Origin of the sequence: Agromyces sp. NPDC058126 (assembly GCF_042884595.1) — a bacterium.
Classification (GTDB): Bacteria; Actinomycetota; Actinomycetes; order Actinomycetales; family Microbacteriaceae; genus Agromyces.
In genome coordinates this window covers 665724-690120 of record NZ_JBHVTS010000002.1, presented here as the reverse complement: position 1 = coordinate 690120, position 24397 = coordinate 665724, and the positions used below count along the sequence as shown (strand labels likewise).

Below are 24397 nucleotides of genomic sequence, written 5' to 3'. Positions count from 1 at the left end.
TCAGCCGACCTTGCCCTCGAGCTCGTCGCGCCAGCCGGCCTCCTTCTGGATCCACTCGTTGTCCTGCGGGAAGTCCTCGAGCTCGTTGACGCGGCGCACCTCGAGCTTCGCGCCCGGCCCGAGCGGGCAGCGCTTCGCCCACTCCGCCGCCTCCTCGGGGCTCTGCGCCTGGATGATCCAGAAGCCGTTGAACAGCTCCTTCGTCTCACCGTACGGGCCGTCGGTCACGACCGGGGGAGTCGTCTCGAAGTCGACGACGAAGCCCTCCTTGGCGTCGGCCAGGCCCTCGCCGGCGAGCAGCACGCCGGCCTTGATGAGCGACTCGTTGTAGGCGCCCATCGCGGCGATGACCTCGTTGAAGTCGAGCTGCTCGTAGGCCTCGACGGCGGCGTCGTTCGATCGCATGATCAGCATGTACTTCACGGTGTTCTCCTCGTTCGGGATTCGTGTTCGGGTCGGGCCGAAGTGCCCGCCTCACTCATGCGTCGAACGGGCGACGGCGAGATCGACACCACGGCGGAACTTTCTTCGCCCATGTTGTCAGGCGGCGCCGACGAGGTCACCCGCCGGACCGGATCGTTTGCACCCTAATACCCCACCGGGGTATAGTTTCCATCGAACCGACGGAAGGACGCCCCATGACCACCGAGAACTTCGCCACCGCCATGCCCGCGGGCGCCACCGAACTCGCCCTCGCCGATTCGAGCGGTGCGGACGCCTCGTGCTCGTGCTGCGCGATCCCCGACTCCTCGGCGACGAAGACCGAGGGCGCGGCCGTGGCATCCGGCCTCGCCGAGCTCGTGAGCGCCGACTACGCCGTCGCCGGCATGACCTGCGGCAGCTGCGTGCGTCACGTGAGCGCGGAGCTCGGCGCGCTCGAGGGCGTCGACTCGGTCGACGTCGCGCTCGTCGCGGGCGGCGTCTCGACCGTCACGGTGCGCAGCAGCGCCCCGCTCGCCGATGCGGCCGTCGCCGCGGCCGTCGAGGAGGCCGGGTACGAGGTCGTCGCGGGCTGAGTCGTCGTCGCGCCCGGCCGGCGCGGAATCGATCCCGTTCGAGCACTGCTCGAACGGTGATCGAAGGGCTACGGTCGAGGTGGGGGTGCGGCGAAGCGACGACCGTTCGCCCGGCCCCCGCCGAGACCGACCGTGTTCGGAGGGCCCATGGAACGCACCGAGACCGACGTCGACCGCTTCCTCGCCGTCATCCGCGAGCTCCCGCCGGAGGCCTCGTGAGCGCCGACCGGACGGACCGCCCGGCCAGGTCGGGCCGGGCGCCCCAGATGCAGGGCGCCGTCGCCCGGTCGCCCTTCCCGCCGATCGCCTCGTTCGCGTTCCTCTCCGATTGCCATACCGGCGCGCTCGTCGCCCCCGACGGGGCGATCGCGTGGCTCTGCCCGCCCCGATTCGATGCGCCCAGTGTCTTCGCCACGATCCTCGACCGGCAGGCCGGGTACTTCAGATTCGGGCCGTTCGACGTCAACGCCCCGTCGGCGCGGAACTACGAACCCGGCACCAACGTGCTCGTCACGACGTGGAAGACCCCGACGGGCTGGGCCGAGGTGCGCGACGCACTCACGATCCTGCCCCGATCCGAGCCCGACACGACCACCCCGCACACCCGTGCCCCGGCCGACGACGACGCCGGGCACTGCCTCGTGCGCACCGTGACCTGCCTCGACGGGCACGTCGAGCTCGAGCTCATCTGCGAGCCGGTGTTCGACTACGGCAGGACCGAGGCCGACTGGGTGTCGACCGACGTGCACTGTGCCACGGCGAGCGGCGCCGGCACCGAGCTGCGGCTGCGATCGGATCTCCCGCTGGGCGTCCAGGGCGGTCACGTGCGCGCACGGCACACGCTGCGCGCCGGCGAACGCGCCTTCTGCTCGCTGTCGTGGGCCGACGACCTCGCCGGGCCGGAGACCGTCGAGGAGGCGGCGGCCCAGCTCGAGACGACGGTCGCCTACTGGCGCGACTGGCTCGCCGATGCGACGATCCCCGACCACCCGTGGCGCGAGGCACTCGAGCGTTCGGCGCTCACGATCAAGGGGCTCACCTACATGCCGACGGGAGCGACCGTCGCCGCCCTCACGACCTCACTGCCCGAGACACCGGGTGGCGAGCGCAACTGGGATTACCGCTACAACTGGATCCGCGACTCGTCGTTCACGGTGCAGGCGCTGCACTACCTCGACCTCGACTGGGAGGCCGACGAGTTCGTCGAGTTCCTCTCCGGGCTCGAGCCGAACGGCGACGGTTCGCTGCAGATCATGTACGGCATCGACGGACGCCGCGATCTCACCGAGACGACGCTCGATCACCTGACGGGTCACCGCGGCGCCCGCCCGGTGCGCATCGGCAACGGGGCGTTCGCCCAGCGCCAGAACGACCTGTACGGCGCGGTGCTCGACGCGATCCTCATGCACGCCCGGCAGAGCCAGCGCGTGCCGCGCACGCTCTGGCCGGTCATCCGGTCGCAGGCCGAGTGCGCGACGGCGGTCTGGCGCGAGCCCGATCAGGGCATCTGGGAGGCGCGGGGCGAACCGCAGCATTACGTGTCGTCGAAGATCATGTGCTGGGTCGCGCTCGACCGGGCGTCGAAGCTCGCAGAGCTCGTCGGTGCCGATGAGGACGTCGTGCGCTGGCGTGCCGTCGCCGACGAGATCGCCGCCGACCTCCTCGCCGAGGGGGTGAGTGGACGCGGCGTGCTGCGCCAGCACTACGGCACCGACGCACTGGACGCCTCCGCGCTCCTCGCGGCGATCTACGGGTTCCTTGCGCCCGACGACGAGCGGCTGCGGGCGACGGTGCTCGCGATCGCCGACGAGCTGACCGCCGACGGGTTCGTGCTCAGGTATCGCACGGAGGAGACCGACGACGGGCTGTCGGGGCGCGAGGGCACGTTCCTCATCTGCTCGTTCTGGCTCGTCTCGGCGCTGACCATCATCGGCGAGGGCGCACGCGCGAAGGCGCTCATGGAGAAGCTGCTGCGCATCGTCTCGCCGTTGGGCCTCCTCGCCGAGGAGCTCGACACCGAGACGGGGCAGCACCTCGGCAACTTCCCGCAGGCGTTCTCGCACCTCGCGCTCATCGAGGCGGCCCGGCGCATCATCATGATCGAGCGGCTGCTCGAGTTCGTGTGACGCGCGCGGCACACCTCATCCGAGCGTCGATGCCTCCTCGATCTCGGTCATCTGCCGTTCGGGCGAGAAGGCGTAGACCCAGCCGTCGGCTTCGGCGACCCACCAGGTCGCACCGCAGACCAGCGACGCGGAGCGCTCGATGCCGTCTGCCCACCACGTGGCCCGCATCGTCGGTGCGTCGCGGTACGTGATCTCTTCGCCGAAGGTGTTCTGCTCGTCCGCTCGCTGCGGAGGCGTACCGACGGGCCACGCCTCGCACTGCTCGGCGAGCATCGACGCATCGGCCTTCAGTCGGAGGAGGCGTTCGCTGCCGGTGGTGCGCACCTTCTCGGTGATCTCGGATGCCTCGGCCGGCACCCAGTCCGGAAGCTGCACGCGCTCGTCGGCGAGCCCCTCGGCGCCGGTCTCGTAGGCCACCTCGACGGTGTGCCCGGCGCCGCGCTCGTCGAGCGAGCGGTCGACGTCGCCGAGCTCGCTGCATCCGGTGAGCCCGACGACGGCGGTGACGAGCACGGCCGCGCCGAGCAGGGTCGTGGTGGTCGTGTTCATGGTCCTGGTGGTCATGTGCATCCGTTCTCTCGTGCCACCCGCTGGAGGGCGGCGCACCGAGGCTACGGGGGAGCCGGCTGCCTGAACCTGAGAATGAGTTCGGCTGAAATTACCGCTGACCAGCGGTTCTACTTCGCACATGGCCGCAGCCCGGGCTGAAGATCCATCCTCCGGCGTACGCTCGGTCAGCCCGAGTCATCCCGTGGGCGGACCTGAGCGGGGGCGCCTCTCAGAGGACGCCCCGCTTCGCGGAGGTTCGGCGGGGCTCAGCCCACCGGCTCGCGCACCGGTTCGGGGGCCCGGCTCGTCGACCGTCCGAGGACCGCTCGCGCCGACGCCTCGGGGCGCAGGTCGAGGCGACGCAGCAGCTGCGCATTCGCGGCGACGATGACCGTCGACAGGCTCATCAGGATCGCCCCGACCGACATCGGCATCACGAACCCGATGGGCGCGAGGATGCCTGCCGCGAGCGGCACCGAGACGAGGTTGTAGCCGGCGGCCCACCAGAGGTTCTGGCTCATCTTGCGGTAGCTCGCGCGCGACAGCTCGATCACCGAGATCACCGAGCGAGGGTCGCTCGAGGCGAGGATCACGCCGGCCGAGGCGATCGCCACGTCGGTTCCGGCGCCGATCGCGATGCCGACGTCGGCCTGCGCGAGCGCCGGGGCGTCGTTGACGCCGTCGCCGACCATCGCGACCGAGAGGCCCTCGTGCTGCAGCTCCTGCACCTTCGCGGCCTTGTCTTCGGGGCGCACGCCCGCATAGACGCGGTCGATGCCGAGCTCGGCGGCGACCGTGCGGGCCACCGGTTCCGCGTCGCCCGTGATCATCACGACCTGCACGCCGAGCGCGTGCAGCGCGTCGACCGCTTCGCGCGACTCGGGCCTGATCTCGTCGGCCAGCGCGATCGCACCGGCGACCCGCCCGTCGATGACGACGTGCAGCACCGTCGATCCGGCCTCGGCCCAGGGGGCCGATGCCTCGAGCACGTCGAGTCCCTCGCGGGCGAGCAGCCCGGGGCCGCCCACCTGCACGATGCGGTCGCCGACCTTCGCGCGCACACCGATCGCGGCGGACGCCTCGAACTCGGTGGCGCCGTACACCGCGAGGCCGCGGTGCGCCGCGTCGGCGACGATGGCTTTCGCGAGCGGGTGCTCGCTGTCGGCTTCGGCGGAGGCCGCGTCGGCCAGGACGGCGTCGAGGTCGAAGCCGGGTGCGGCCGCGGCATCCGTCACCGCCGGCTCGCCCTTCGTGAGGGTGCCCGTCTTGTCGAAGAGAACCGCGCCGACCGTGCGCATCGTCTCGAGGGCGAGGCGGTCGGTCACGAGCACGCCGCCGCGGGCGGCCCGCTCGGTCGCGATCGAGACGACGAGCGGGATGGCGAGGCCCAGGGCGTGGGGGCAGGCGATCACGAGCACGGTGATGGTGCGGACGACCGCATCGTCGGGGTTGCCGAGCATGGTCCAGGCGATGGCCGTGATCACCGCGGCGCCGAGCGCGAACCAGAAGAGCCAGCCGGCGGCGCGATCGGCGAGGCGCTGGGCGCGCGAACTCGAGGCCTGCGCCTGGGCGACGAGCCGCTGGATGCCGGCGAGCGCCGTGTCGTCGCCGACGGCACCGACCCGTACGCGGATCGCGGTGTCGGTCGCGACGGTGCCCGCGACGACCTGGTCGCCCGGGCCGCGGCCGACGGCGACCGACTCGCCGGTGATCATCGACTCGTCCATGGCGGCGGTGCCCTCGACGACCTCGCCGTCGGCCGGCACGCGCCCGCCCGGGCGGACGACCACGAGGTCGCCGACCGTGAGCTCGGCGGGCGAGACCGTCTCGGTGACGGGTGCGCCGTCGGGGCCGTCGATCACGCGCTCGGCCTCGTCGGGCAGGAGCGCGGCGAGCGCGTCGAGCGCGCTCGAGGCCTGCATGATCGAGCGCATCTCGATCCAGTGGCCGAGCAGCATGATCACGATGAGGAGCGCGAGCTCCCACCAGAAGTCGAGGTGGTGGCTGAGCAGCATGAGGCTCGCGCCGAGGCTCGCGAAGTACGCGACCGTGATCGCCAGGCCGATGAGCAGCATCATGCCGGGCTTGCGCGTCTTGAGCTCCGACCAGGCGCCGGTGAGGAACGGCTTGCCGCCCCAGAAGTACATGACCGTGCCGAGCACCGGCGAGATCCACGGGACGATCGCGTTGTCGGGCAGGGTGTAGCCGAGGATCGACGCGAACATCGGGCTGAACGCGATCGTCGGGATCGCGATGACGAGCATGATCCAGAACAGACGCCGGAACTGGCCGACGTGGTCGCCGTGACCCGCATGCCCGCCGTGGCCGCTCATGTCGTGCCCGGCGTGCTCGTCGCCGCTCATGTCGTGGCCGGCGTGGGGATCGTGCCCGGCGTGGCCGCTCATGTCGTGCCCGGCGTGCGGGTCGTGCCCGGCGTCCGGGTGGGCGGATGCCTCGTGGTGGGCGTGGGCGGCCGGCGTAGTGGCGGCGTGGGCGTGGGCCTGCGGCCCATGCTCGGGCTGCGCGCCGTGGCCCGCATGGTCGTGCCCGGTGTGCCCCGAGTGATCGTGCCCCGTGTGCGTCTCGTTCCTGCCGGTGCTCATTGCGCCCGCCCTCCTGCGTCTCTGGCCTCAGGTTAATACCCCAGTGGGGTATTCACAAGGGAGAAACTCCGATGTCCTCGACGCTATTCCGAGGTGGCACCCTGACGCGAGCGATCCGCGCTCGGCGAACAGCTCTCCCGCGCACCGGCGACATCTGCTGGGATGGCCGGATGGACATCCTGATTCTCGGCGGCACGCAATGGCTCGGACGCGAACTCGCCCGGGAGGCGCTGCGGCGCGGGCACGACGTGACGTGCCTCGCCCGGGGTGAGACGGGAGAGGTGGCGCCCGGTGCGCGGCTCGTGATCGGCGACCGCTCGCAGCCGGAGGCCTACGACGCGGTACTCGACCGCGAATGGGACGCGGTGATCGACGTGACGAGACAGCCCGGCTTCGCCCGGCGCGCCGCCGAGGCGCTCGCCCCGCACGCCCGCCACTGGACCTTCATCTCCTCGGGCAACGTCTACGCGCGCCATGACGAGCCCGGAGCCGACGAGTCGGCCGAGCTCCTTCCGCCCCTCGAGTCCGACGACTCGACGCCCGAGAGCTACGGCGAGGCGAAGTCCGCGATCGAGCAGGCCTACCGCGAGGCGCTCGACGATCGGCTGCTCGTCATCAGGCCCGGACTCATCGGCGGCCCCGGCGACGCCTCGGGCCGGAGCGGGTACTGGGTCGCGCGCGCCGCCCGTGACGGCGAGCCGATGCTCGTTCCCGACATCCCCGACGCCGCCGCCCAACTCATCGACGTGCGCGACCTCGTGACGTGGACCCTCGACGCCGTCGAGCGTCGACTCACCGGGGCGTTCAACGCCGTCGGCGACCGGTCGACCTTCGGCGCCTACCTCGCGCTCGCGCGAGCGGTCGGCGGGCACGACCGCGACGTGCGGCTCGCGTCGCCCGAGTGGCTGGTCGACCACGGCGTCGCCGAATGGTCGGGGCCCGACTCGTTGCCGCTCTGGATCGTCGATCCGACGTGGGCGGCCTTCCAGGACCGCTCGAACGCGGCGGCCCGCGCAGAGGGGTTCGTGCCCCGCCCCCTCGTCGAGACGCTCACCGATCTCCTCGGTTGGGAGCGCGAGCAGGGGCTCGAGCGTCCGCGCGGCGCCGGACTCGGCGCGGAACGCGAGCGCGAGCTCGTCGAGCGGCTCGACGAGAGCGCCACGCTCGCCGGGTGACCGGAGCGCTGCACTTCTCAGGATGACGCGGGCTCGGGCCCGCATGCGGGGCGTGTCCGCGTTCGTCCTGAAGAGCGCGGGGCAGGTGCTCCGGTATGCGGTCGACGTCCGGGATCGCAGACGCGGAGCCCGCGCGAGGGCTGGGCGCGCGTGGCGGCGCCTCGTAGCGTGGGGGCATGGCCGACGTCGCACTCTCGCATGATCCCCTCTGGCCCCGCGCAGGCGGCTGGCCCGCGCCCGAGGCGCTCGGCCCCGAGGCATCCGCCGCGCTCGCGCTGCTCGGCGTGCCCGCCTGGCGCACCTCGCTCTCGCCCACGAACGCGCACACGACGCCTGCGGCGATCCGCGCGGCGCTGCGCCGCTACAGCCCGGCCCTGGTTCCGAGCCGGCAGGAGGGCCGTGACGCCGTCGACCTCGGCGAGCTCGCCGTCGTCGACGCGGGCGACATCGTCGAGCCCGACGGCCCCGAGGGCGAGGCGCGCACGCGCGCCCGGGTCGCCGGTCTGCTCGAGCGCGCCGAGACCGTGATGGCGCTCGGCGGCGATAACTCGCTCACGGTCGCGACGGCCCTCGGCGCCTACGGCGACCGGCTGGCCACCGCCGGTCTCGTCACCATCGACGCCCACTACGACCTGCGCGACGGCGTCTCGAACGGCTCGCCCGTGCGCCGCCTCGTCGAGGCCGGCCTCGACCCCCGCCGCATCGTGCAGATCGGCATCGCCGACTTCGCCAACTCGGCCGAGTACGCCCGGCGGGCCGCCGAGCTCGGCATCACCGTGATCCACCGCGACGAGCTGCACGGCCGCCGCCCCGCCGAGGTCATGGCCGAGGCGCTCGAGATCGCCGGCGCGGCCGGCGGCCCCGTGCACCTCGACATCGACGTCGACGCCTGCGACCGCGCGGTCGTGCCCGGATGCCCCGCCTCGATGCCCGGCGGTCTCGCCGCCTGGGAGCTCCGTGCCCTCGTGCGGGCTGCGGCGGGCGACGCGCGGGTCGTGAGCGCCGACCTCGCCGAGGTCGACGCGAGCGCCGACGCCCCCGACGGACGCACGGTACGTCTCGCCGCGCTCTGCGTGCTCGAGTTCCTCGCGGGGGTCGCCGCGCGCTGAGCCGTGTCGCGCGCCGAGTCGTGCCCCGTCGCGGCGTTGTGGCCCGCCGCGAACGGTGCCACGCTGGAGGGGTGAAGACGCTCTACCTCGTGCGGCACGCGAAGTCGGACTGGGGCGATCCGATGCTCGACGACCACGATCGCCCGTTGAACGACCGCGGCCTGCGCGACGCCCCGGCGATGGGGCACCGGCTCGCCGAACGCGGAGTCCGACCCGATCGCATCGTGACGAGCACGGCGGTGCGGGCGCGCAGCACGGCGCGGCTGCTGGCGCGTACCCTCGGCATCGGCGATGATCACGTCGTCGAGGAGCGCAAGCTCTACGCGGCCTCGGATCGGAGCATCCTCGCCGTCGCCGCGGGCCTCGACGATGCGCTCGAGGTCGCCATGCTCGTCGGCCACAACCCCGGCATGAGCGACGCCGTCGGCGAGCTCACCGGCGAATGGGTCGAGCTGCCGACCTGCGCCGTCGTCGAGTGCCGGGTCGGCGTCGACTCGTGGGCCGAGCTCGTCGAGGGCACCGGCGAACTCCTCGGGGTCGACACCCCCAAGCACTGACGCCACGGGGTCAGCGGTCGACCGGCTGCCAGGGTCTCGGATCGCTGCGGACCAGCCCGAACAGGTCGACGTCGTGATTCGTGCCGCTGTTGAAGAAGGCGCCACGCAGCCGCCCCTCGTACGTGAACCCGCACTTCTCGGCGACGCGCCTGCTTGCCGCGTTCTCAGGCACGATCACGAGCTGGATGCGGTGCTGCTTCTTGGACCCGAACAGGTAGTCGACGAGCAGCTGCACCGCCTCGGTCGTGTAGCCGTGACCCGCGTGGGCGTCGCCGTGGAGCTGGTACGAGAGCTCGAAGGCGTCCCAGTAGTTCACGGGCGTGAAGAACTCGATGTGGCCGACGATCCGCCCGCCCCGATCGTGGATGAGCAGCGTGCCCTCGTCGCGCTCCCAGAACCCGTGCTCCGCGAACCGCGCTCGCAGCACCGATTCGGAGACCACGCCGAGCGGGAAGTAGGCACCCCGCGTGCGGATGTCGACGTGCGCCGCGCAGAACGCGTCGAGCTCGTCGGCACGCACCGGGGCGAGGGCGACCAGTTCGCCGCTCAGCATGTGATCGTCTCCGGATGCCGCCATCCGTTCATGCCCGCAGCGTACACCTCGTCGCGATCGCGACGCAGGGGCGTCGAGCCGCCCGGCGATCGCGGTCGCGGTCGCGGTCGATGCTACGCCCTCGTCACGCCGCCCGCGATGACGCGCCGCACGAGCGGCACGCCCGGGCGGTAGGCCAGGTGCAGGTGGCTCGGTGCGTCGAGCTCGACGAGGTCGGCGCGCAGCCCGGGGCGGATCGCACCGACGTCGTCACGACGGAGGGCCAGCGCCCCGCCCGCCGTCGACGCCCAGAGCGCCTCGGCCGGGGTCATGCCCATGTCGCGCACGGCCACCGCGATGCAGAACGGCATCGAGCTCGTGAAGCTCGACCCCGGGTTGCAGTCGCTCGCGAGCGCGACGGTGACGCCCGCGTCGATCAGCCGGCGCGCGTCGGGGTAGGGCTGGCGGGTCGAGAACTCGACCCCCGGCAGGAGCGTCGCGACCGTGTCGGACGAGGCGAGGGCCGAGACATCCGCGTCGCTGAGGAAGGTGCAGTGGTCGACCGAGGCGGCGCCGAGCTCGACCGCGAGGCGGACGCCCTCGCCCTCGCCGAGCTGGTTGCCGTGCACGCGTACGCCGAGGCCCACGGCCGCGCCGGCCTCGAGCACCCGGCGTGACTGCTCGGCGGTGAACGCACCCCGCTCGCAGAACGCGTCGACCCAGCGCGAGTGCGGGGCGCACGCGGCGAGCATCTCGCCGATCACCACGTCGACGTACGCGTCGCCCGCCGCGGCCTGGTCGCCGTCGAAGCGGGGGTCCTCGCGGAACTCGAACGGCACGACGTGCGCGCCGAGGAAGGTGACCTCCTCGGTCACCTCGCGGGCGAGGCGCACGAGCCGCTCCTCGTCGGCGACGCTCAGGCCGTAGCCCGACTTGATCTCGAAGGTCGTCGTGCCCTGCGCGTGCAGCTCGGCGACGAAGCCCGCGAGGCGCGCCCGCAGCTCGTCGTCGGTTGCGGCGCGCGTCGCGGCCACGGTCGAACGGATGCCGCCCGCCTCGTAGCGGTTGCCCGCCATGCGTGCGGCGAACTCCTCGGCGCGGTCGCCGCCGAACACCAGGTGGGTGTGGCTGTCGACGAACCCGGGGATGACCGCGCGGCCGCCGGCGTCGAGGAGCTCGACGCCGGCGTCGGCGGTCTGCGCGGGGGCGTCGGATGCCGGGCCGACCCAGGTCACGAGGCCGTCGTCGATCAGCACCGCGGCATCGCGCACGATGCCGAGCCGACCGCCTTCGCGGCCGGGCTGCTCGTCGTTCGTGACGAGTTCGCCGATGTTCGTGATGAGGGTGGCGCGAGGCATCCGGGTCGCCTTTCGATCGTCGGGGTGGGTCGCTCAGGCGTCGAGCATCGGTACGTCGACGCCGCGCTCGCGCGCCACCTCGATCGCCCGCTCGTATCCCGCGTCGACGTGACGGATGACGCCCATGCCGGGGTCGTTCGTGAGCAGCGCCGTGAGCTTCGCCGCGGCGAGCTCGGTGCCGTCGGCGACGGAGACCTGGCCCGCGTGGATGGAGCGGCCGATGCCGACGCCGCCGCCGTGGTGGATCGACACCCACGTCGCACCCGACGATGCCGCCGTGAGCGCGTTGAGCAGGGGCCAGTCGGCGATCGCGTCGGACCCGTCCCTCATCGCCTCGGTCTCGCGGTACGGGCTCGCGACCGAGCCCGAGTCGAGGTGGTCGCGGCCGATCACGATCGGCGCCTTCAACTTGCCCTCGGCGACGAGTTCGTTGAATCGGAGGCCGGCCTTGTGCCGCTCGCCGTAGCCGAGCCAGCAGATGCGGGCGGGCAGGCCCTCGAACTCGACGCGCTCGGCGGCGGCGTCGAGCCACTTGTGCAGGTGCTTCTTCTCGGGGAAGAGCTCCTTGATGGCCTCGTCGGTGACGCGGATGTCTTCGGGGTCGCCCGAGAGCGCGACCCAGCGGAACGGCCCGAGGCCCTCGCAGAAGAGCGGGCGGATGTACGCGGGCACGAAGCCCGGGAACTCGAAGGCCCGGTCGTAGCCGCCCTTGCGGGCCTCGTCGCGGATCGAGTTGCCGTAGTCGAACACCTCGGCGCCCTCGTCCTGGAACTCGACCATCGCCTGCACGTGGTGCGCCATCGACGCCTGCGCCTTGCGCGTGAAGCCCTCGGGGTCGGCGGCCGCGGCCTGCTTCCACTCGGAGACCGAGACGCCCTCGGGCAGGTAGGCCAGCGGGTCGTGCGCACTCGTCTGGTCGGTGACGACGTCGACGGTCAGCTCGCCGGCGCGGTGGCGGCGCAGGATCTCGGGGAAGACCTCGGCGGCGTTGCCGACGACGCCGACCGACCAGCCGCGCCGCTCCTCCTTGGCCTTGAGGACCTTGGCGATCGCGGTGTCGAGGTCGGTCTCGACCTCGTCGAGGTAGCGCTTGCCGACGCGGCGGCGCAGACGCGTCTCGTCCACGTCGACGATGAGGCAGGCGCCGTCGTTGAGGGTGACGGCGAGGGGCTGCGCGCCGCCCATGCCGCCGCAGCCGCCCGTGAGCGTGAGGGTGCCGGCGAGCGGGCCCTCGCTCTCGCTGCGCGCTTCGCCGAGCGCGCTCCCGCGTCCCTCGGCGATGAGCTTGCGGCCCACCGCGGCGAAGGTCTCGTACGTGCCCTGCAGGATGCCCTGCGAGCCGATGTAGATCCACGAACCGGCCGTCATCTGGCCGTACATCATGAGGCCCTCGGCCTCGAGCTTGCGGAACTCGGGCCACGTCGCCCAGTCGCCCACGAGGTTCGAGTTCGCGATGAGCACGCGCGGTGCCCACACGTTCGTGCGGAAGACGCCCACCGGCTTGCCCGACTGCACGAGGAGGGTCTCGTCGGGCTCGAGGCGTTCGAGGGTCTTCGTGATGGCGTCGAACGCCTCCCAGTTCCGGGCGGCCTTGCCGGTGCCGCCGTACACGACGAGGTCTTCGGGGTGCTCGGCGACCTCGGGGTCGAGGTTGTTCATGAGCATGCGCAGCGGCGCCTCGGTCTGCCAGCTCTTCGCGGTGAGTTCGGTACCGCGGGCGGCGCGAACGGTGCGGGGGCCTGCGGGGGCGGCGGTGGGTGCATCGGTCATGGTTCGATGCTCGCTCACGCGATGCCGTGCGGCAACGGATGCCACGTGGTGGTCGTCTGGGATCCCAGAAATCAGCGCCGGGCGGGCGTGGCTACGACCCGGCCCGCGGGGCGAGAACAGCCCCCGCGTCTGGTCGGCTCGGGGGCTGTTCTCGGGTGTGCAGGATGCCGCGAACCCGCAGTGGCGGCATCCCCTGCGTCTATCGCCCGGGGACCGCGGTGCCCGGCTCGACCAGGCCGGTACCCGCCGTGCTCTCGCCGACCTTCCCGCGGATGAAGATGAGCAGCACGAGGCCCGTGACGATGACCACGGGGTTGCCCAGCGCCGCGAACGCGGTGAGCGGGCCCTCGGCCGGGTGCAGGGTCTGCAGGAAGATCGACGGGTCGGTCGTCGCGTGCAGCAGGATCGGCCAGATCAGGTGGCCGGTGACGCGCAGGGCGAGGTACATGCAGATGCCGAACGCGAACGTGTAGACGAGCTGCAGCAGGGTCGGGACGAGTGCCTGACCCGTGAGCAGGTTGCCCGAGTGCAGCAGCGCGAAGAGCGCCGCGGAGACGAGGGCCACCGTGATCTCGCGGTACCCGCCCTTGCGCATCAGGTTCACCACGAAGCCGCGGGTGAGGGTCTCCTCGGCGAATCCGACGAACAGACCAGCCACCAGCCAGGCGACCACGATGCCGGCTCCGGCCTCGCCGTAGTCGATCGTCGCGAAGCGCAGCACGTTGAAGAGCAGCACGGCGACGACCGCGATCCACATCCACCCGCTCCCGCGGATGGGCTGCGGGCCGAAGAGTTCACGCAGCCAGCCGAGCGACCAGGCGAGCACGACGAGGACGAGGCCGCCGAACGCGACCGGGATCGCCGTGAAGATCCAGACGATCGCGGCCTCGTCGGTCTCGCCGGCCGGGAACAGCGGCGCGAACAGCAGCGGGACGCCCTGGTACACCGCGTAGTACGCGACGACGACGAGCAGCGACCGCCACCATCCTCCGTGCTCCCAGAACCGTCGCCAGGGCGACCGCGCGGTCGCGGCGGCGGTCATGCGAGGCTCGCGGCGCTCGCAGCCGGAAGCGGTGCGTCGGTGCGCTCGTCGGCGCCGCGGATGACGAAGGCGACGACGATGAGGCCGAGCGCGCCGGCGAGCATGAAGACGGGGGAGGCGAGCGCGGCGAGCGGGCCGGGGGTGCCGTGGCCGACGGCGAAGGTCGAGAAGTCCCACAGCCCGTGCAGCACCATTGCCCAGATCAGGGTGCCGGTCGAGCGGCGCAGGATGTAGAAGATCGTGCCGCCGAGGAACGCCATGCCGACCTGTGTCATCGTGAGGCCGATGTCCTGCCCGGAGAGGGCGTTCGTGAGGTGCATGAGGGCGAACGCGGCCGAGCTGATGAACCACACCCAGCCCTCGTGGAGACGGCTGCGAAGGCCCACGAGCAGCAGGCCGCGGGTCGCCATCTCCTCCGTGAAGCCGACGAGCATGAGCACGATCGACGCGGCGAAGAAGCCGAGGTCGTACGAGCCCCAGTCGGTGCTGGCGAGGTTGATCACGAGCGCGACCGCCATGATCACGGGCACGAAGATCGGCCAGCGGGCGCTGTGCTTGCGGTCGAAGAGGGCGGGTCGCCACCAGCCGAGCAGGCTCGCGGTGATCGCGAGCAGGATCGCGCCCACGATGAGCATGAGCCCCGCGCCGAGGAAGAGCGTGCCGCCGTCGCGGCCCATCTCGGTGTACGGCACGCCCGAGAGCTTGCCGACGATGAAGACGACGATGACGTAGCCGAGCCAGATCGCGAGACCGATCCAGACTCGGGGACGAACGCGGAGGACCGGTGCCGGCTGCGGGGATGTCATGATCCGAACGTATTGGATCGAGGAGGTCCGGCACTCGTCGACGCGAGGCGGTGGCGCGAATTCACCTGGGCACTCGGCCGCGGCACACTGCGCCGGCCTCATCGCCTGAGGCGGTCGGTGGCCCGGAGGCCTCGCCGTCAGCCGAGGTCGATGCCGCGGGCCGCCATGAACGGGATCGCGTCGATCGCCGAGCCGTCGAGCCGCACTTCGTAGTGCAGGTGGCAGCCGGTCGAGGCGCCCGTCGAGCCGACCGCTCCGATGAGCTCGCCGGCCGAGACCTTCTGGCCGGGCGCGACGAGGATGCCGCCGTCGATGAGGTGGGCGTACCCGGTCGAGACGCCCGAGCCGTGATCGATGAGGATCCAGTTGCCGTACGAGCCGTTCGCGCTGGCCTCGACGACGGTACCGGCGGTCGCGGCGAACACCGGGTTGCGGCAGCCGGTGGCGAGGTCGGTGCCGCGGTGGAAGTCGTTGACGCCCGGCAGCGGCTTGTTGGGTCGGGGGCCGAAGCCGTCGGTGAGGCTGCCGTTCTCGACGGGATTCGACCAGCCCTGGTCGCTGAGCTGCCCGGAGTCCTGCGGAAGCGTCTCGAGGAAGGCGACGCTCGTCGACGCCACGCGCGTCTTCAGCCCGGACAGGGCCGAGCGGGCCTTGTTCACCGCGCGCTCGGCGTCGGCGACCTTCTCTTCGGCGGCGTCGACGTCGATCTCGTCGACCGCGGCCCAGGCCTCCTCGGCACGGGCCTCGGCCGATTCGGCCTCGGCAGCGCGCTTCGCGGTGATCTCGAGCAGTTGGTCGGCGTCGCCGGCGATGTCGGAGATGCGCGCCACTCCGCCGAGCCCGGCGAGCAGGTCGCGCCCGGAGCCGAACGCGGCGCCCATCGAGTTGAGGGAGGCGTTGCCGCCCTTCGATGCGGCGAGGTACCCCGCTGCGGCGACTTCGGCGTCATGGCGCGCGTCGTCGGCGAGCGACTGCATGCGCTCCGCGATGTCGCGGGCGACCTCGCGCGTCGACCTCAGGGCCTCGAGTTCGGCCTCGGCGTCGCGCAGCGCTGCGACTGCTCGTTCGAGCCGCGCCCGTGCCTTCAGCAGGGGGCCGACGTTCGAGTCGGTCGTGGTCGAGATCCGAGCGAACGGACCGTCTCCGACGAGCACCACCGGCGCCCGGGGAGCCGTGGTCGGCTTCGGAGCGGGCTGCGGGGTTCCCGGCGTCGGAGTGGGCTCGGGAGTCGGCGTCGGGGTCGGCGTCGGCGTGGGAGTGGGAGTGGGAGTCGGGGTCGGCGTCGGAGTGGGCTCGGGCGTCGGGGTCGGCGTCGGGGTCGGCGTGGGCTCGGGCGTCGGAGTGGGCTCCTCCGTCGGAGTGGGTTCCTCCGTCGGGGTCGGCTCCTCGCTCGGCGTCGGCTCTTCGGCGGGCGTCTCGACCGTCACCGGATCGCTCGGCGCGGGTTCGGTGGCCGACGTGTCGCTCGTCGTCGTGTCGGTCGCCTCGACCGGTGCCGTCTCCTCGGCCACCGCCGGCGGGACCACGCTCATGCCGATCAGCACCGCGATCGCGGCGGCCGCCACCGCAGTTCCGCTCGGCCGGGCGCGACGCGCTCGGAAGGGGTCTCTCGCGGTGACTCTGAAGCGGTGCGGCATTGGTTTCCGTTCGGGTTGCCGGGCTTTCGGGCCGACGTACCTCAGTCTTGCATCCGCCTGAGCGAGGCACAACATCTCGAATCGTCGCGATCGTGCCCTCTTCGGGGGAGCCGATGCAGGCCGCAGCGGGGCCCGGACGACGACCGACGAGGGGCGGCCCGCTGCGCGAGCCGCCCCTCGAATCCTCGGAGATCGGTGCCGGAACCCGGCGACGGAACCTCAGTCGAGCGAGCCGACGTGCGCCGCCGCACGTGCGGCGACCTCGCCCGACAGCACCGCGGCGGTGATCGCCTCGATCTCGGGCGAGAGGAAGCGGTCGGGACCGGGGCCCGCGCCGAGCGACTCGGTGAGGGCGACGACGGCACCCGTCGGGGCGCCGGGCTCGAGGGGGGCGCGCAGTGCGAGTCCGCGGGCGGCCGTCATGACCTCGATCGCGAGCACGCGCGCGAGCCCGTCGACGGAACGGCGGAGCTTCCGGGCGGCGGCCCAGCCCATCGAGACGTGGTCCTCCTGCATGGCCGACGAGGGGATCGAGTCGACCGAGGCCGGCACCGCGAGGCGCTTGAGCTCCGAGACGATGCCCGCCGCGGTGTACTGGGCGATCATGAGGCCCGAGTCGACACCGACCTCGTGCGCGAGGAACGGCGGCAGGCCCTGGTTGCGAGCCCGGTCGAGGAAGCGGTCGGTGCGGCGCTCCGACATCGACGCGACATCCGCCGCGGCGATGGCGAGGAAGTCGAGCACGTAGGCGACGGGGGCGCCGTGGAAGTTGCCGTTCGACTCGACCCGGCCGTCCTTCGTGAGCACCGGGTTGTCGACGGCGCTCGCGAGCTCGGCCTCGGCGACGCCGACCGCGTGCGCGACCGTGTCGCGGGCGGCGCCGTGCACGATCGGGGCGCAGCGCAGCGAGTACGCGTCCTGCACGCGGCCGTCCTCGGGGCCCTTGTGCGAGTGGATGATCGGCGAGTCGCCGAGCAGCTTGCGGAAGTTCGAGGCCGAGATCGCCTGGCCGCGCTGCGGGCGGAGCGCCTGCAGGTCGGCGGCGAAGACGGCGTCGGTGCCCATGAGGCCCTCGACGCTCATCGAGGCGGAGATGTCGGCCGTCGTGAGCAGCAGCTGGAGGTCGGTGATGGCGAGGGCGAGCATGCCGAGCATGCCGTCGGTGCCGTTGATGAGGGCGAGGCCCTCCTTCTCGCCGAGTTGGAGCGGCGCGATGCCGGCGGCCGAGAGCGCGGCCGCGGCATCCGTGAGCTCGCCGGAGGCGTCGCGGACCTCGCCCTCGCCCATCGCGACGAGCGCGCAGTGGGCGAGCGGGGCCAGGTCGCCCGAGCAGCCGAGCGAGCCGTACTCGCGCACGACGGGCGTGATGCCCGCGTTGAGGATCGCCGCGTAGGTCTCGGCGGTCTCGCGGCGCACGCCGGTGCGGCCGGTCATAAGGGTCGAGAGGCGCAGCAGCATGAGGGCGCGCACGACCTCGCGCTCGACCTCGGCGCCCGAGCCGGCCGCGTGCGAGCGCACGAGGCTCGCCTGCAGCTGCGCGCGGCGGTCCTCCGCGATGAAGGTCGTCGCGAGCGCGCCGAAGCCCGTCGAGATGCCGTAGTGCGGGTTCGGGTCGGCGGCGAGGCCGTCGATGATCTCGCGGCTCGCGGCGACCTCGGCGAGGGCGGCGTCGTCGAGCACGACGGAGGCCCCGTGGCGGGCCACCGCGACGACGTCGTCGATGCTCAGGCCGGCGATGCCGACCGTGACGGCAGAGGGGGTCGAGGTCACGTTGCTGCTCATGTCTGATATTCCACCGCGTGGATGCCTCGCGCGGGAGGCCCGATCGACCGTGGCCGTCTGGCATCCCGGACGATAGTCTCGCGGGTATGGCGACATCGAAGGTGCCGGCGGCCGATCAGACGCTCGCGATCCTCGCGCATCTCGCCGCGCAGCGCGGGCCGGTGCCGGCCGCGACGATCGCGCAGGCGCTCGAGCTGCCGCGCTCGACCGTCTACCACCTGCTCGCCGTCATGCAGGAGCGCGGATTCGTCGTGCACCTGCCCGAGGAGCGGCGCTACGGCCTCGGCATCGCCGCCTTCGAGCTCTCGAGCGGGTTCAGCCGTCAGCAGCCGCTCGCGCGGCTCGGCGGCCCGCTCGTCGCGGGCCTCGTCGACCGCATCGGCGAGAGCGGCCACCTCGCCGTGCTGCACGGTCGCGACGTGCTCTACCTCGTCGAGGAGCGCGCCCCGCGTCGCCCCTCGCTCGTCACCGACGTCGGGGTGCGCCTGCCCGCGCACCTCACTGCGACCGGTCGCGCGATGCTCGCCGCGCTGCCGCCCGCGCAGCTGCGCGCGCTCTACCCCGACCGGGCCGCGTTCGCCTGGCGCGGGGCGCCGAGCGACGCCGGCGAGTGGCGGTACGGCCGGCTCAAGCAGGTGCTGCAGCGGGTGCGCGAGACCGGCTGGGCCGGCGAGGACGGCGAGGTCACCGAGGGCCTCGCCTCGGTCGGCGCGGTCGTGCTCGACCACGTGGGGTGGCCGGCCGCCGCGATCGCGGTCACGTATCGGGGCGACTCGGATGCCGCGGCGCACCCCGAGGAGATCGCCGCGGCCGTGCGCTCGGCGGCCGCCGAGCTCTCGCGTCGCATCGGCGCTGCGCGCTGAGGGCCGACGCTGTCGGGATCTCGACGGAGATCGTCGGTTTCCGACGAGTCGAGCGTCGGGGCACGCCGGTAGCTTGGCCCTATGACGGCATACGAGGTACTCGAGATCGGCGCGCAGGGCGACTGGCGCGCACACCACGGCGGATTCCGCCCCGACAGCTCGCGCGACGGTCGACGCGTCGTCGACCACGATCTCGCCATGCAGTACATCGGCCTCACCGCGAACGCGCTCGAACCGGGTGAGGAGGCCGGCTACTGGCACACCCACTCGCGCATCGAGGAGCTCTACGTGTTCCTCTCGGGGCGCGGGCAGATGGGCCTCGACGACGAGGTGGTCGAGGTCGGCCCCGGCACCGTCGTGCGGGTCGGCCAGGACGTCGCGCGCACCTGGCGCTGCGCGCCCGACGGCACCGAGCAGCTGCGCTGGCTCTGCATCAGGGCCGGCGGCGGCGAGCTGCCGCACCTCCCCGACGACTCGGCGCGCGTGCCCGAGCGGCCGATGCCCTGGTAGCTACGCGCGGGGCGTGAGCCAGCGGTGCAGCCTGCGGGTGACCCACGGCAGCACCCAGTAGGTCATGATCGGCGTGAGGATGAGCGTCGTCACGAGCGCCCGCAGCCAGATCGGCAGCTCGCCGAAGCCCGGCACCGGTGACACGAGGTACGAGAACGCGAGGTTCACGGGGAAGAAGCCGAGCCAGATGGTGACGGCCTGCTTCCACCGCGGCGGCGCGGGCGGGGGGGATGCCTCGGAGAGGGGTGCGCCCGTGGCATCCGCCGCAGGAATCGACCCGGTGGCCGGGTCGTCGAACCAGCCCTCGATGCCGGTGCGCCGCTTGCTGCGCTCGGAGCGCACGAACCCCTCGCCCATCGACAGCCACCACGTGCGCTCGCCCGAGCGCTCCCAGGCCTCGAGGGCCTCCTCGCTCGCGAAGCGGTAGAGCATGTGCCACACCTGCGACGACTCGCCGGCGCGCACCCAGCCCGAGCCGAGGAAGCCCGGGTACTTGTTCGCGAGGTTGACGCCCGTCTGCACCCAGGCGGTCGCCTCGGCGATGTGCGCGGGGTCGACCTCGCGGCGGATCGAGACGGTGATGGGTTCGGACATGCGTGTTCCTCGGGTTCCGGGCGCTTGTGGCGGGGGAAGCGGGTGGGGGAGGCGCCGCAGGGTGGTGCGCGCCGACTGTCGAGTGTAGTTCGAGGATGTTTCGCGTTCGTGACAGCGGGCCCGGCGGGCTACGAGGCGGAGGACGGTGCGGGCTGATCGGCGGGATCGGGCATGAGCACGGTCGAGAGCATCACCGTGCGGCGAGCGCTCGCCGGATCACCCTCGTCGTCGCCCGGGGGAGTCAGGTAGGGCGCGAGCAGTTCGCCGAGGCCCGCCTGGATGCGCGCCAGGTCGTCGGCGCCGACGTGCAGGCGCACCTGTCCGAAGCCGAGATACTCGCGGAAGCCCTGACTCGCTGAGGCGCGATCGAAGTCCTCGCCGAGGTGGGCGAGGAAGGTGAGGAACGACTGCTGCAGCTCGCGGTCGCCCATCTCACGGAGCTCCTCGTGGTCGACGTGGGCCATGCGCTCGCCGAGGGCGAATGTGCGTTCGACGGCGCCGCGGATGCGCCGCTCGTCGACGACGGCGATGAGCCCGGCGTCCACGAGGGCGGCGACATGGCGGTACAGCGTCGCCTGCGCGATGTCGGGCAGGGCGTTGCGCAGGTCGGAGGTCGTGACCCGGCGGCCGTCGCCGAGCTGCTGGATGATCCGCAGCCGGACCGGGTGCATGACGACGTCGGCGATCGGCGAGACCTTGCGCACGGAGTGCTCCTCCCATTATTCTCACGATGAGAACATTCTCAATCCCTGAATGAAGTATTCCACCGAAGGGTGTCCCATGAACTCCACCGCCATCGAGGTCGCCGGATTGTCGAAGCGCTTCGGCGACGTCGACGCCGTGCGCGAAGCGAGCTTCCGCGCCGAGCCCGGGCGCGTCACCGGATTCCTCGGTCCGAACGGCGCGGGCAAGTCGACGACGCTCGCCATGCTGCTCGGGTTGAGCCGGCCCGATGCGGGCTCGGCGCGCATCGGGGGTGCCGCCTACCGTGAGCTCGCCGACCCGAGTGGCACGGTGGGTGCCGTGCTCGACGCCGCCGGGGCGCACCCCGCGATGACCGGCCGCGGTCACCTGCGTGCGTACGCCGAGCTCGGCGGACACGCGCAGGCGCGAGTCGCCGAGGTCGCGGCGACGACGGGGATCGGCGAGTACCTCGATCGCCGTGTCCGCGGATACTCGACCGGCATGCGCCGACGCCTCGCGCTTGCGACGGCGCTGCTCGGCGACCCGTCGGTGCTGGTGCTCGACGAGCCCTCGAACGGCCTCGACCCGGCGGGCATCGTGTGGCTGCGCGAGTTCCTCCGCGCCTTCGCAGCGCACGGCGGCACCGTGCTGCTCTCGAGCCATGTGCTGACCGAACTCCAGCACGGAATCGACGACCTGGTGCTCATCGACCGGGGGCGCGTGGCCTGGTCGGGCCCGCTCGATGAGTTCACCGGCTCCGCCCCGAGCCTCGAGGCGGCGTTCCTCGCCCACACCACGGAGGTGCACTCGTGATCGCACTCGTTCGCGGCGAACTCGCCAAGCTGTTCGCGACCCGCCTGCCGTTCGCCGCCCTGCTCACGGCGCTCGGCTGCGGCTTCGGGTTCACCGCGCTGCTCGCGCTCGTCGGGCCCGGCGACTCGACCCCGCCGCTGCCCGGCATCGAGACGGCCGACGGCGTCGGCCTCGTCGTCGGCATGGGCGGCCTGCTGCTCTTCGTGCCCGCGCTCATCGGCACCGTCGCCGTGACCGGCGAGTATCGTCACCGCACGATCGGCGCCACGTTCCTGACCGTCCCGCGGCGGGGTCGGGTGCTCGTGGCGAAGGTGCTCGTCTTCGGCGGGCTCGGGCTCGCGTACGGCGCCGCCGCGGCCGCCGGAACCGCAGTGGCGCTGCTCGTCGCGGCCGCCCTGCGCGGGGTCGAGCTCGGTGTGCCCGCCTCGGCGCTCGCCCTGATGCTCGTCCAGCTCGCGCTGGCCGCCGCGGTCTACGCGGTGCTCGGCGTCGCGATCGGCGCACTCGCCCGCAACCAGCTGCTCGCGGCCGGCATCGTGCTCGGCTACTTCTACTTCCTCGAGCATGTGCTGCTGCTCATTCCCGGCGTCAACGTCATCCACCCGTTCCTCCCGGGCGGTGCGACGGCGGCGCTCACCGACTTCACCTTCCTCAGCGAGGCGATCGGCGCGCAGATCCCGGTCTCGATGCCCGCGGCGACCTCGCCCGCGGTCGGCGCCCTCGTCCTGCTCGGCTACGCCGCGGTCGCCGCGCTGGTCGCGGTCGCCGTACCGCTCCGGCGCGACGTACGGTAGCGGGCGGCGGTCAGCCGCCGAGCTGGCCGAGCATGGCGGCGGCGGGCGCCGACAGCGGCTCCCCGGCGCGCCACACGGCCCTGAGCCGCCGGCGGAGGTCGAGCCCGTCGACCGGCACCTCGACGAGCTCGCCGCGCGCGATCCACGGCCGTGCGGCGAGCTCGCTGAGCACCGCGGGGCCCGCGCCCGACGCCGCCGAGATGAGCACGGCCGCGTTGCTCGAGAGCACCATCGCCGGTGTGGCGAGCTCATGCCCCTCGGCGCCGCTCGTCGCCGGGCCGAGCGCCTCCGCGAGCGTCGAGCGGGTGCCCGATCCGGCCTCGCGGGTGACGAGCGGCGTGGCGGCGAGCTCGGCGGCGGTGACGTGGGTGCGTCTCGTCCAGGGGTGGGTGGGGGCGACGACCACCACGAGGCGATCGCGCGCGACGATGCGGCTGTGCGGCCCGCGCGGCACCGAGGGCGACTCGACGAAGCCGAGCTCGATCTCGCGGGCGGCGAGCAGCTCGAACACGTGGGTCGAGTTCTCGACGCGCACCCTGACGTCCAGCTCGGGGTGCACGTGCCGGAGCCCGGCGATCCAGGCGGGCAGCAGGTACTCGGCGACGGTGAGGCTCGCCGCGAGGTCGAGGCGAGCCTCGTGTCGTTCGCGCAGCGCCGTGGCCGTCGCGAGCAGCTCGGCGGCGCCGTCGACGAGGCGCCCGGCGAGCTCGGCGACGACGAGTCCGTCGGCGGTGAGCCGCGAACCGCGCGGGTGGCGCTCGACGAGCGTGAGCCCGAGATTGCGTTCGAGGTTCGCGATCGAGCGGCTGGCGTTGGGCTGCGCCATGCCGACGGCCCGGGCCGCGGCGCCGAGGCTGCCGTGCACGCCCACGGCGGCGAGCAGTTCGAGCACGGGGAGCTCCGGCCAGCGAATGGGCATATCTGAATGATATGCCTCGATGCCTGAACGACGGCTACTGCGCACCGCACGGTGCTGCGAGGGTGAATGGATGCTCCGCCCTGCCCCTGCCCCCACCCCCGTCCCGAAGCGCCCGCTCGCCGGACGGGTCGTCGCCCGATTCCGCGTGCTCGCCCCGGGGCTCGCGGTCGCGGCGGGCGCCGCGGGGCTCGCGCTCGCCGCGACCCTGGTCGTGCCGACGCTCAGCGCGCTGCTCACCGCGATCGTGCTCGGCGTGCTCGTGCGCAACCTCGTGCCCCTCTCGCCGCGACTCGAGCCCGGCCTCGCGTTCGCGGCGAAGCCGCTGCTCCGCCTCGGGATCGTGCTGCTGGGCCTGCAGCTCGTGCTCGGCGACATCCTCGCCCTCGGGCCCGGCATGATCGCCGTCGTGATCGCCATCGTCGCGGGCGGCATCGGCGCGACGCTCCTCATCGGCCGCTGGCTCGGCATCGGCGCGACCCAGCGACTCCTGATCGCCTGCGGGTTCTCGATCTGCGGCGCCGCCGCCGTCGCCGCCGTCGACGGGGTCGTCGACGCCGAGGAGGAGGAGGTCGTCACCGCCGTGGCCCTCGTCGTCATCTTCGGCACGCTCATGATCCCGCTCGTGCCGTTCGTCGCGGGCCTCCTCGGCCTCGACGACCGGCAGGCCGGCATGTGGGCGGGCGGGTCGATCCACGAGGTCGCGCAGGTCGTCGCCGTCGGCGGGGCGCTCGGCGGCACCGCGCTCGGCGTCGCGGTCGTCGTGAAGCTCGCCCGCGTGCTCATGCTGGCCCCCGTGATGGCCGTCATCGGCCTGCAGCGGCGCCGGGAGCTCGCGAAGGCCGAGCTCGAGACCGGTGCGGATGCCCCGGGCGGCCGTCGGGCCGCGATGCAGCCGCCGCTCGTGCCGCTCTTCGTCGTCGGCTTCGTCGTGATGGTCGCGATCCGCTCGCTCGGCATCGTGCCGCCCGCGGTCGTCGCCGGTGCGGGTGTCGTGCAGACCGTCCTGCTCGCCGCCGCGATGTTCGCGCTCGGCACGGGGGTGCGGTTCAGCATGTTCAAGCGGGTCGGGGTGCGTCCGTTCGCGCTCGCCGGCGCGTCGACCGTCGTCGTCGGCGGCATCGCGCTCGCCGGGGTCGCGCTCGTCGCCTGAGCGGAGGG

23 protein-coding genes are annotated in these 24397 nt (G+C 72.7%); 10 read left to right on the top strand and 13 right to left on the bottom strand.

Going from position 1 to position 24397, the window contains the following annotated elements:
- Window positions 1-423: a YciI family protein gene (locus ACFVTR_RS08400; RefSeq protein ID WP_387036408.1), complete on the bottom strand. Its 423-nt coding sequence runs from the start codon at window positions 421-423 to the stop codon at window positions 1-3.
- Between the two features lie 215 nt (window positions 424-638).
- Between ACFVTR_RS08400 and ACFVTR_RS08395 the strand changes: the two genes are divergently transcribed.
- Complete coding sequence (locus ACFVTR_RS08395) at window positions 639-1016, top strand: heavy metal-associated domain-containing protein (RefSeq protein WP_387036406.1); 378 nt, start codon at window positions 639-641, stop codon at window positions 1014-1016.
- Window positions 1017-1231: 215 nt separating this feature from the next.
- A complete protein-coding gene (locus tag ACFVTR_RS08390) occupies window positions 1232-3142 on the top strand; it encodes a glycoside hydrolase family 15 protein (protein ID WP_387036404.1) in 1911 nt (636 codons plus the stop codon).
- A 15-nt stretch (window positions 3143-3157) separates the two neighbouring features.
- On the opposite strand, the gene ACFVTR_RS08385 is transcribed toward ACFVTR_RS08390, so the two are convergent.
- Complete coding sequence (locus ACFVTR_RS08385; RefSeq protein ID WP_387036403.1) at window positions 3158-3706, bottom strand: hypothetical protein; 549 nt, start codon at window positions 3704-3706, stop codon at window positions 3158-3160.
- 251 nt (window positions 3707-3957) lie between these two features.
- Window positions 3958-6294: a copper-translocating P-type ATPase gene (locus ACFVTR_RS08380; protein ID WP_387036401.1), complete on the bottom strand. Its 2337-nt coding sequence runs from the start codon at window positions 6292-6294 to the stop codon at window positions 3958-3960.
- A 170-nt stretch (window positions 6295-6464) separates the two neighbouring features.
- Between ACFVTR_RS08380 and ACFVTR_RS08375 the strand changes: the two genes are divergently transcribed.
- From ACFVTR_RS08375 to ACFVTR_RS08365, 3 genes are all read left to right on the top strand, one after another.
- Complete coding sequence (locus ACFVTR_RS08375) at window positions 6465-7469, top strand: NAD-dependent epimerase/dehydratase family protein (RefSeq protein ID WP_387036399.1); 1005 nt, start codon at window positions 6465-6467, stop codon at window positions 7467-7469.
- 176 nt (window positions 7470-7645) lie between these two features.
- Window positions 7646-8578 carry an arginase family protein gene (locus tag ACFVTR_RS08370; protein ID WP_387036397.1) on the top strand — a complete coding sequence of 311 codons (933 nt, stop codon included), beginning with the start codon at window positions 7646-7648 and terminating at the stop codon, window positions 8576-8578.
- A 71-nt stretch (window positions 8579-8649) separates the two neighbouring features.
- Entirely contained in the window at window positions 8650-9135 is a 486-nt protein-coding gene (locus tag ACFVTR_RS08365; protein ID WP_387036396.1) for a SixA phosphatase family protein, read from the top strand.
- Between the two features lie 10 nt (window positions 9136-9145).
- Here the strand turns inward: ACFVTR_RS08365 and ACFVTR_RS08360 are convergent, their stop codons facing one another.
- The 7 genes from ACFVTR_RS08360 to hutH all read right to left on the bottom strand — a co-directional run bounded on the left by ACFVTR_RS08360 (window position 9146) and on the right by hutH (window position 18062).
- Window positions 9146-9712: a GNAT family N-acetyltransferase gene (locus tag ACFVTR_RS08360; RefSeq protein WP_387036394.1), complete on the bottom strand. Its 567-nt coding sequence runs from the start codon at window positions 9710-9712 to the stop codon at window positions 9146-9148.
- A gap of 89 nt (window positions 9713-9801) precedes the next feature.
- Window positions 9802-11025 carry an imidazolonepropionase gene (gene hutI / locus ACFVTR_RS08355; RefSeq protein ID WP_387036391.1) on the bottom strand — a complete coding sequence of 408 codons (1224 nt, stop codon included), beginning with the start codon at window positions 11023-11025 and terminating at the stop codon, window positions 9802-9804.
- A gap of 33 nt (window positions 11026-11058) precedes the next feature.
- A complete protein-coding gene (locus ACFVTR_RS08350) occupies window positions 11059-12795 on the bottom strand; it encodes a urocanate hydratase (RefSeq protein WP_387036389.1) in 1737 nt (578 codons plus the stop codon).
- A gap of 199 nt (window positions 12796-12994) precedes the next feature.
- Window positions 12995-13837, bottom strand: a complete 843-nt coding sequence (locus tag ACFVTR_RS08345; RefSeq protein ID WP_387036387.1) for a CPBP family intramembrane glutamic endopeptidase — start codon at window positions 13835-13837, stop codon at window positions 12995-12997.
- Window positions 13834-14643: a CPBP family intramembrane glutamic endopeptidase gene (locus ACFVTR_RS08340; RefSeq protein WP_387036385.1), complete on the bottom strand. Its 810-nt coding sequence runs from the start codon at window positions 14641-14643 to the stop codon at window positions 13834-13836. The genes ACFVTR_RS08345 and ACFVTR_RS08340 overlap by 4 nt, the downstream gene beginning before the upstream one ends.
- 137 nt (window positions 14644-14780) lie before the next feature.
- Window positions 14781-16208: a peptidoglycan DD-metalloendopeptidase family protein gene (locus tag ACFVTR_RS08335; RefSeq protein ID WP_387036384.1), complete on the bottom strand. Its 1428-nt coding sequence runs from the start codon at window positions 16206-16208 to the stop codon at window positions 14781-14783.
- Between the two features lie 291 nt (window positions 16209-16499).
- A complete protein-coding gene (gene hutH / locus ACFVTR_RS08330; protein WP_387036382.1) occupies window positions 16500-18062 on the bottom strand; it encodes a histidine ammonia-lyase in 1563 nt (520 codons plus the stop codon).
- Between the two features lie 86 nt (window positions 18063-18148).
- On the opposite strand from hutH, the gene ACFVTR_RS08325 reads away from it, so the two are divergent.
- Both ACFVTR_RS08325 and ACFVTR_RS08320 read left to right on the top strand, forming a co-directional pair.
- Complete coding sequence (locus tag ACFVTR_RS08325) at window positions 18149-18925, top strand: IclR family transcriptional regulator (protein WP_387036380.1); 777 nt, start codon at window positions 18149-18151, stop codon at window positions 18923-18925.
- 81 nt (window positions 18926-19006) lie between these two features.
- Complete coding sequence (locus tag ACFVTR_RS08320) at window positions 19007-19435, top strand: cupin domain-containing protein (RefSeq protein WP_387036379.1); 429 nt, start codon at window positions 19007-19009, stop codon at window positions 19433-19435.
- Here ACFVTR_RS08320 and ACFVTR_RS08315 read toward each other — a convergent pair whose 3' ends face one another.
- Together ACFVTR_RS08315 and ACFVTR_RS08310 are read right to left on the bottom strand one after the other, a co-directional pair.
- Window positions 19436-20029 (bottom strand): antibiotic biosynthesis monooxygenase, encoded by a 594-nt coding sequence (locus ACFVTR_RS08315; RefSeq protein WP_387036378.1) that lies wholly within the window; start codon window positions 20027-20029, stop codon window positions 19436-19438.
- Between the two features lie 128 nt (window positions 20030-20157).
- Entirely contained in the window at window positions 20158-20733 is a 576-nt protein-coding gene (locus tag ACFVTR_RS08310; RefSeq protein WP_387036376.1) for a helix-turn-helix domain-containing protein, read from the bottom strand.
- Between the two features lie 76 nt (window positions 20734-20809).
- On the opposite strand from ACFVTR_RS08310, the gene ACFVTR_RS08305 reads away from it, so the two are divergent.
- Together ACFVTR_RS08305 and ACFVTR_RS08300 are read left to right on the top strand one after the other, a co-directional pair.
- The gene (locus tag ACFVTR_RS08305; protein WP_387036374.1) at window positions 20810-21526 is read left to right on the top strand and encodes an ABC transporter ATP-binding protein; all 717 of its coding nucleotides are present in this window, start codon (window positions 20810-20812) and stop codon (window positions 21524-21526) included.
- Entirely contained in the window at window positions 21523-22320 is a 798-nt protein-coding gene (locus tag ACFVTR_RS08300; RefSeq protein WP_387036372.1) for an ABC transporter permease, read from the top strand. Before ACFVTR_RS08305 ends, ACFVTR_RS08300 begins: the two co-directional genes overlap by 4 nt.
- A 10-nt stretch (window positions 22321-22330) precedes the next feature.
- On the opposite strand, the gene ACFVTR_RS08295 is transcribed toward ACFVTR_RS08300, so the two are convergent.
- The gene (locus ACFVTR_RS08295; RefSeq protein ID WP_387036370.1) at window positions 22331-23239 is read right to left on the bottom strand and encodes a LysR family transcriptional regulator; all 909 of its coding nucleotides are present in this window, start codon (window positions 23237-23239) and stop codon (window positions 22331-22333) included.
- Between the two features lie 70 nt (window positions 23240-23309).
- Here ACFVTR_RS08295 and ACFVTR_RS08290 point away from each other — a divergent pair, with 70 nt between their 5' ends.
- Window positions 23310-24389, top strand: a complete 1080-nt coding sequence (locus ACFVTR_RS08290; RefSeq protein ID WP_387036368.1) for a YeiH family protein — start codon at window positions 23310-23312, stop codon at window positions 24387-24389.
- Window positions 24390-24397 lie beyond the last annotated feature (8 nt).

Coding starts and splice junctions, on each gene's coding strand:
- ACFVTR_RS08395 (WP_387036406.1), top strand. CDS start 639: ATGACCACCGAGAACTTCGCCACCGCCATGCCCGCGGGCGCCACCGAA.
- ACFVTR_RS08385 (WP_387036403.1), bottom strand. CDS start 3,706: ATGACCACCAGGACCATGAACACGACCACCACGACCCTGCTCGGCGCG.
- ACFVTR_RS08380 (WP_387036401.1), bottom strand. CDS start 6,294: ATGAGCACCGGCAGGAACGAGACGCACACGGGGCACGATCACTCGGGG.
- ACFVTR_RS08375 (WP_387036399.1), top strand. CDS start 6,465: ATGGACATCCTGATTCTCGGCGGCACGCAATGGCTCGGACGCGAACTC.
- ACFVTR_RS08370 (WP_387036397.1), top strand. CDS start 7,646: ATGGCCGACGTCGCACTCTCGCATGATCCCCTCTGGCCCCGCGCAGGC.
- ACFVTR_RS08360 (WP_387036394.1), bottom strand. CDS start 9,712: ATGGCGGCATCCGGAGACGATCACATGCTGAGCGGCGAACTGGTCGCC.
- hutI (WP_387036391.1), bottom strand. CDS start 11,025: ATGCCTCGCGCCACCCTCATCACGAACATCGGCGAACTCGTCACGAAC.
- ACFVTR_RS08350 (WP_387036389.1), bottom strand. CDS start 12,795: ATGACCGATGCACCCACCGCCGCCCCCGCAGGCCCCCGCACCGTTCGC.
- ACFVTR_RS08345 (WP_387036387.1), bottom strand. CDS start 13,837: ATGACCGCCGCCGCGACCGCGCGGTCGCCCTGGCGACGGTTCTGGGAG.
- ACFVTR_RS08340 (WP_387036385.1), bottom strand. CDS start 14,643: ATGACATCCCCGCAGCCGGCACCGGTCCTCCGCGTTCGTCCCCGAGTC.
- hutH (WP_387036382.1), bottom strand. CDS start 18,062: ATGAGCAGCAACGTGACCTCGACCCCCTCTGCCGTCACGGTCGGCATC.
- ACFVTR_RS08325 (WP_387036380.1), top strand. CDS start 18,149: ATGGCGACATCGAAGGTGCCGGCGGCCGATCAGACGCTCGCGATCCTC.
- ACFVTR_RS08320 (WP_387036379.1), top strand. CDS start 19,007: ATGACGGCATACGAGGTACTCGAGATCGGCGCGCAGGGCGACTGGCGC.
- ACFVTR_RS08315 (WP_387036378.1), bottom strand. CDS start 20,029: ATGTCCGAACCCATCACCGTCTCGATCCGCCGCGAGGTCGACCCCGCG.
- ACFVTR_RS08305 (WP_387036374.1), top strand. CDS start 20,810: ATGAACTCCACCGCCATCGAGGTCGCCGGATTGTCGAAGCGCTTCGGC.
- ACFVTR_RS08295 (WP_387036370.1), bottom strand. CDS start 23,239: ATGCCCATTCGCTGGCCGGAGCTCCCCGTGCTCGAACTGCTCGCCGCC.
- ACFVTR_RS08290 (WP_387036368.1), top strand. CDS start 23,310: ATGCTCCGCCCTGCCCCTGCCCCCACCCCCGTCCCGAAGCGCCCGCTC.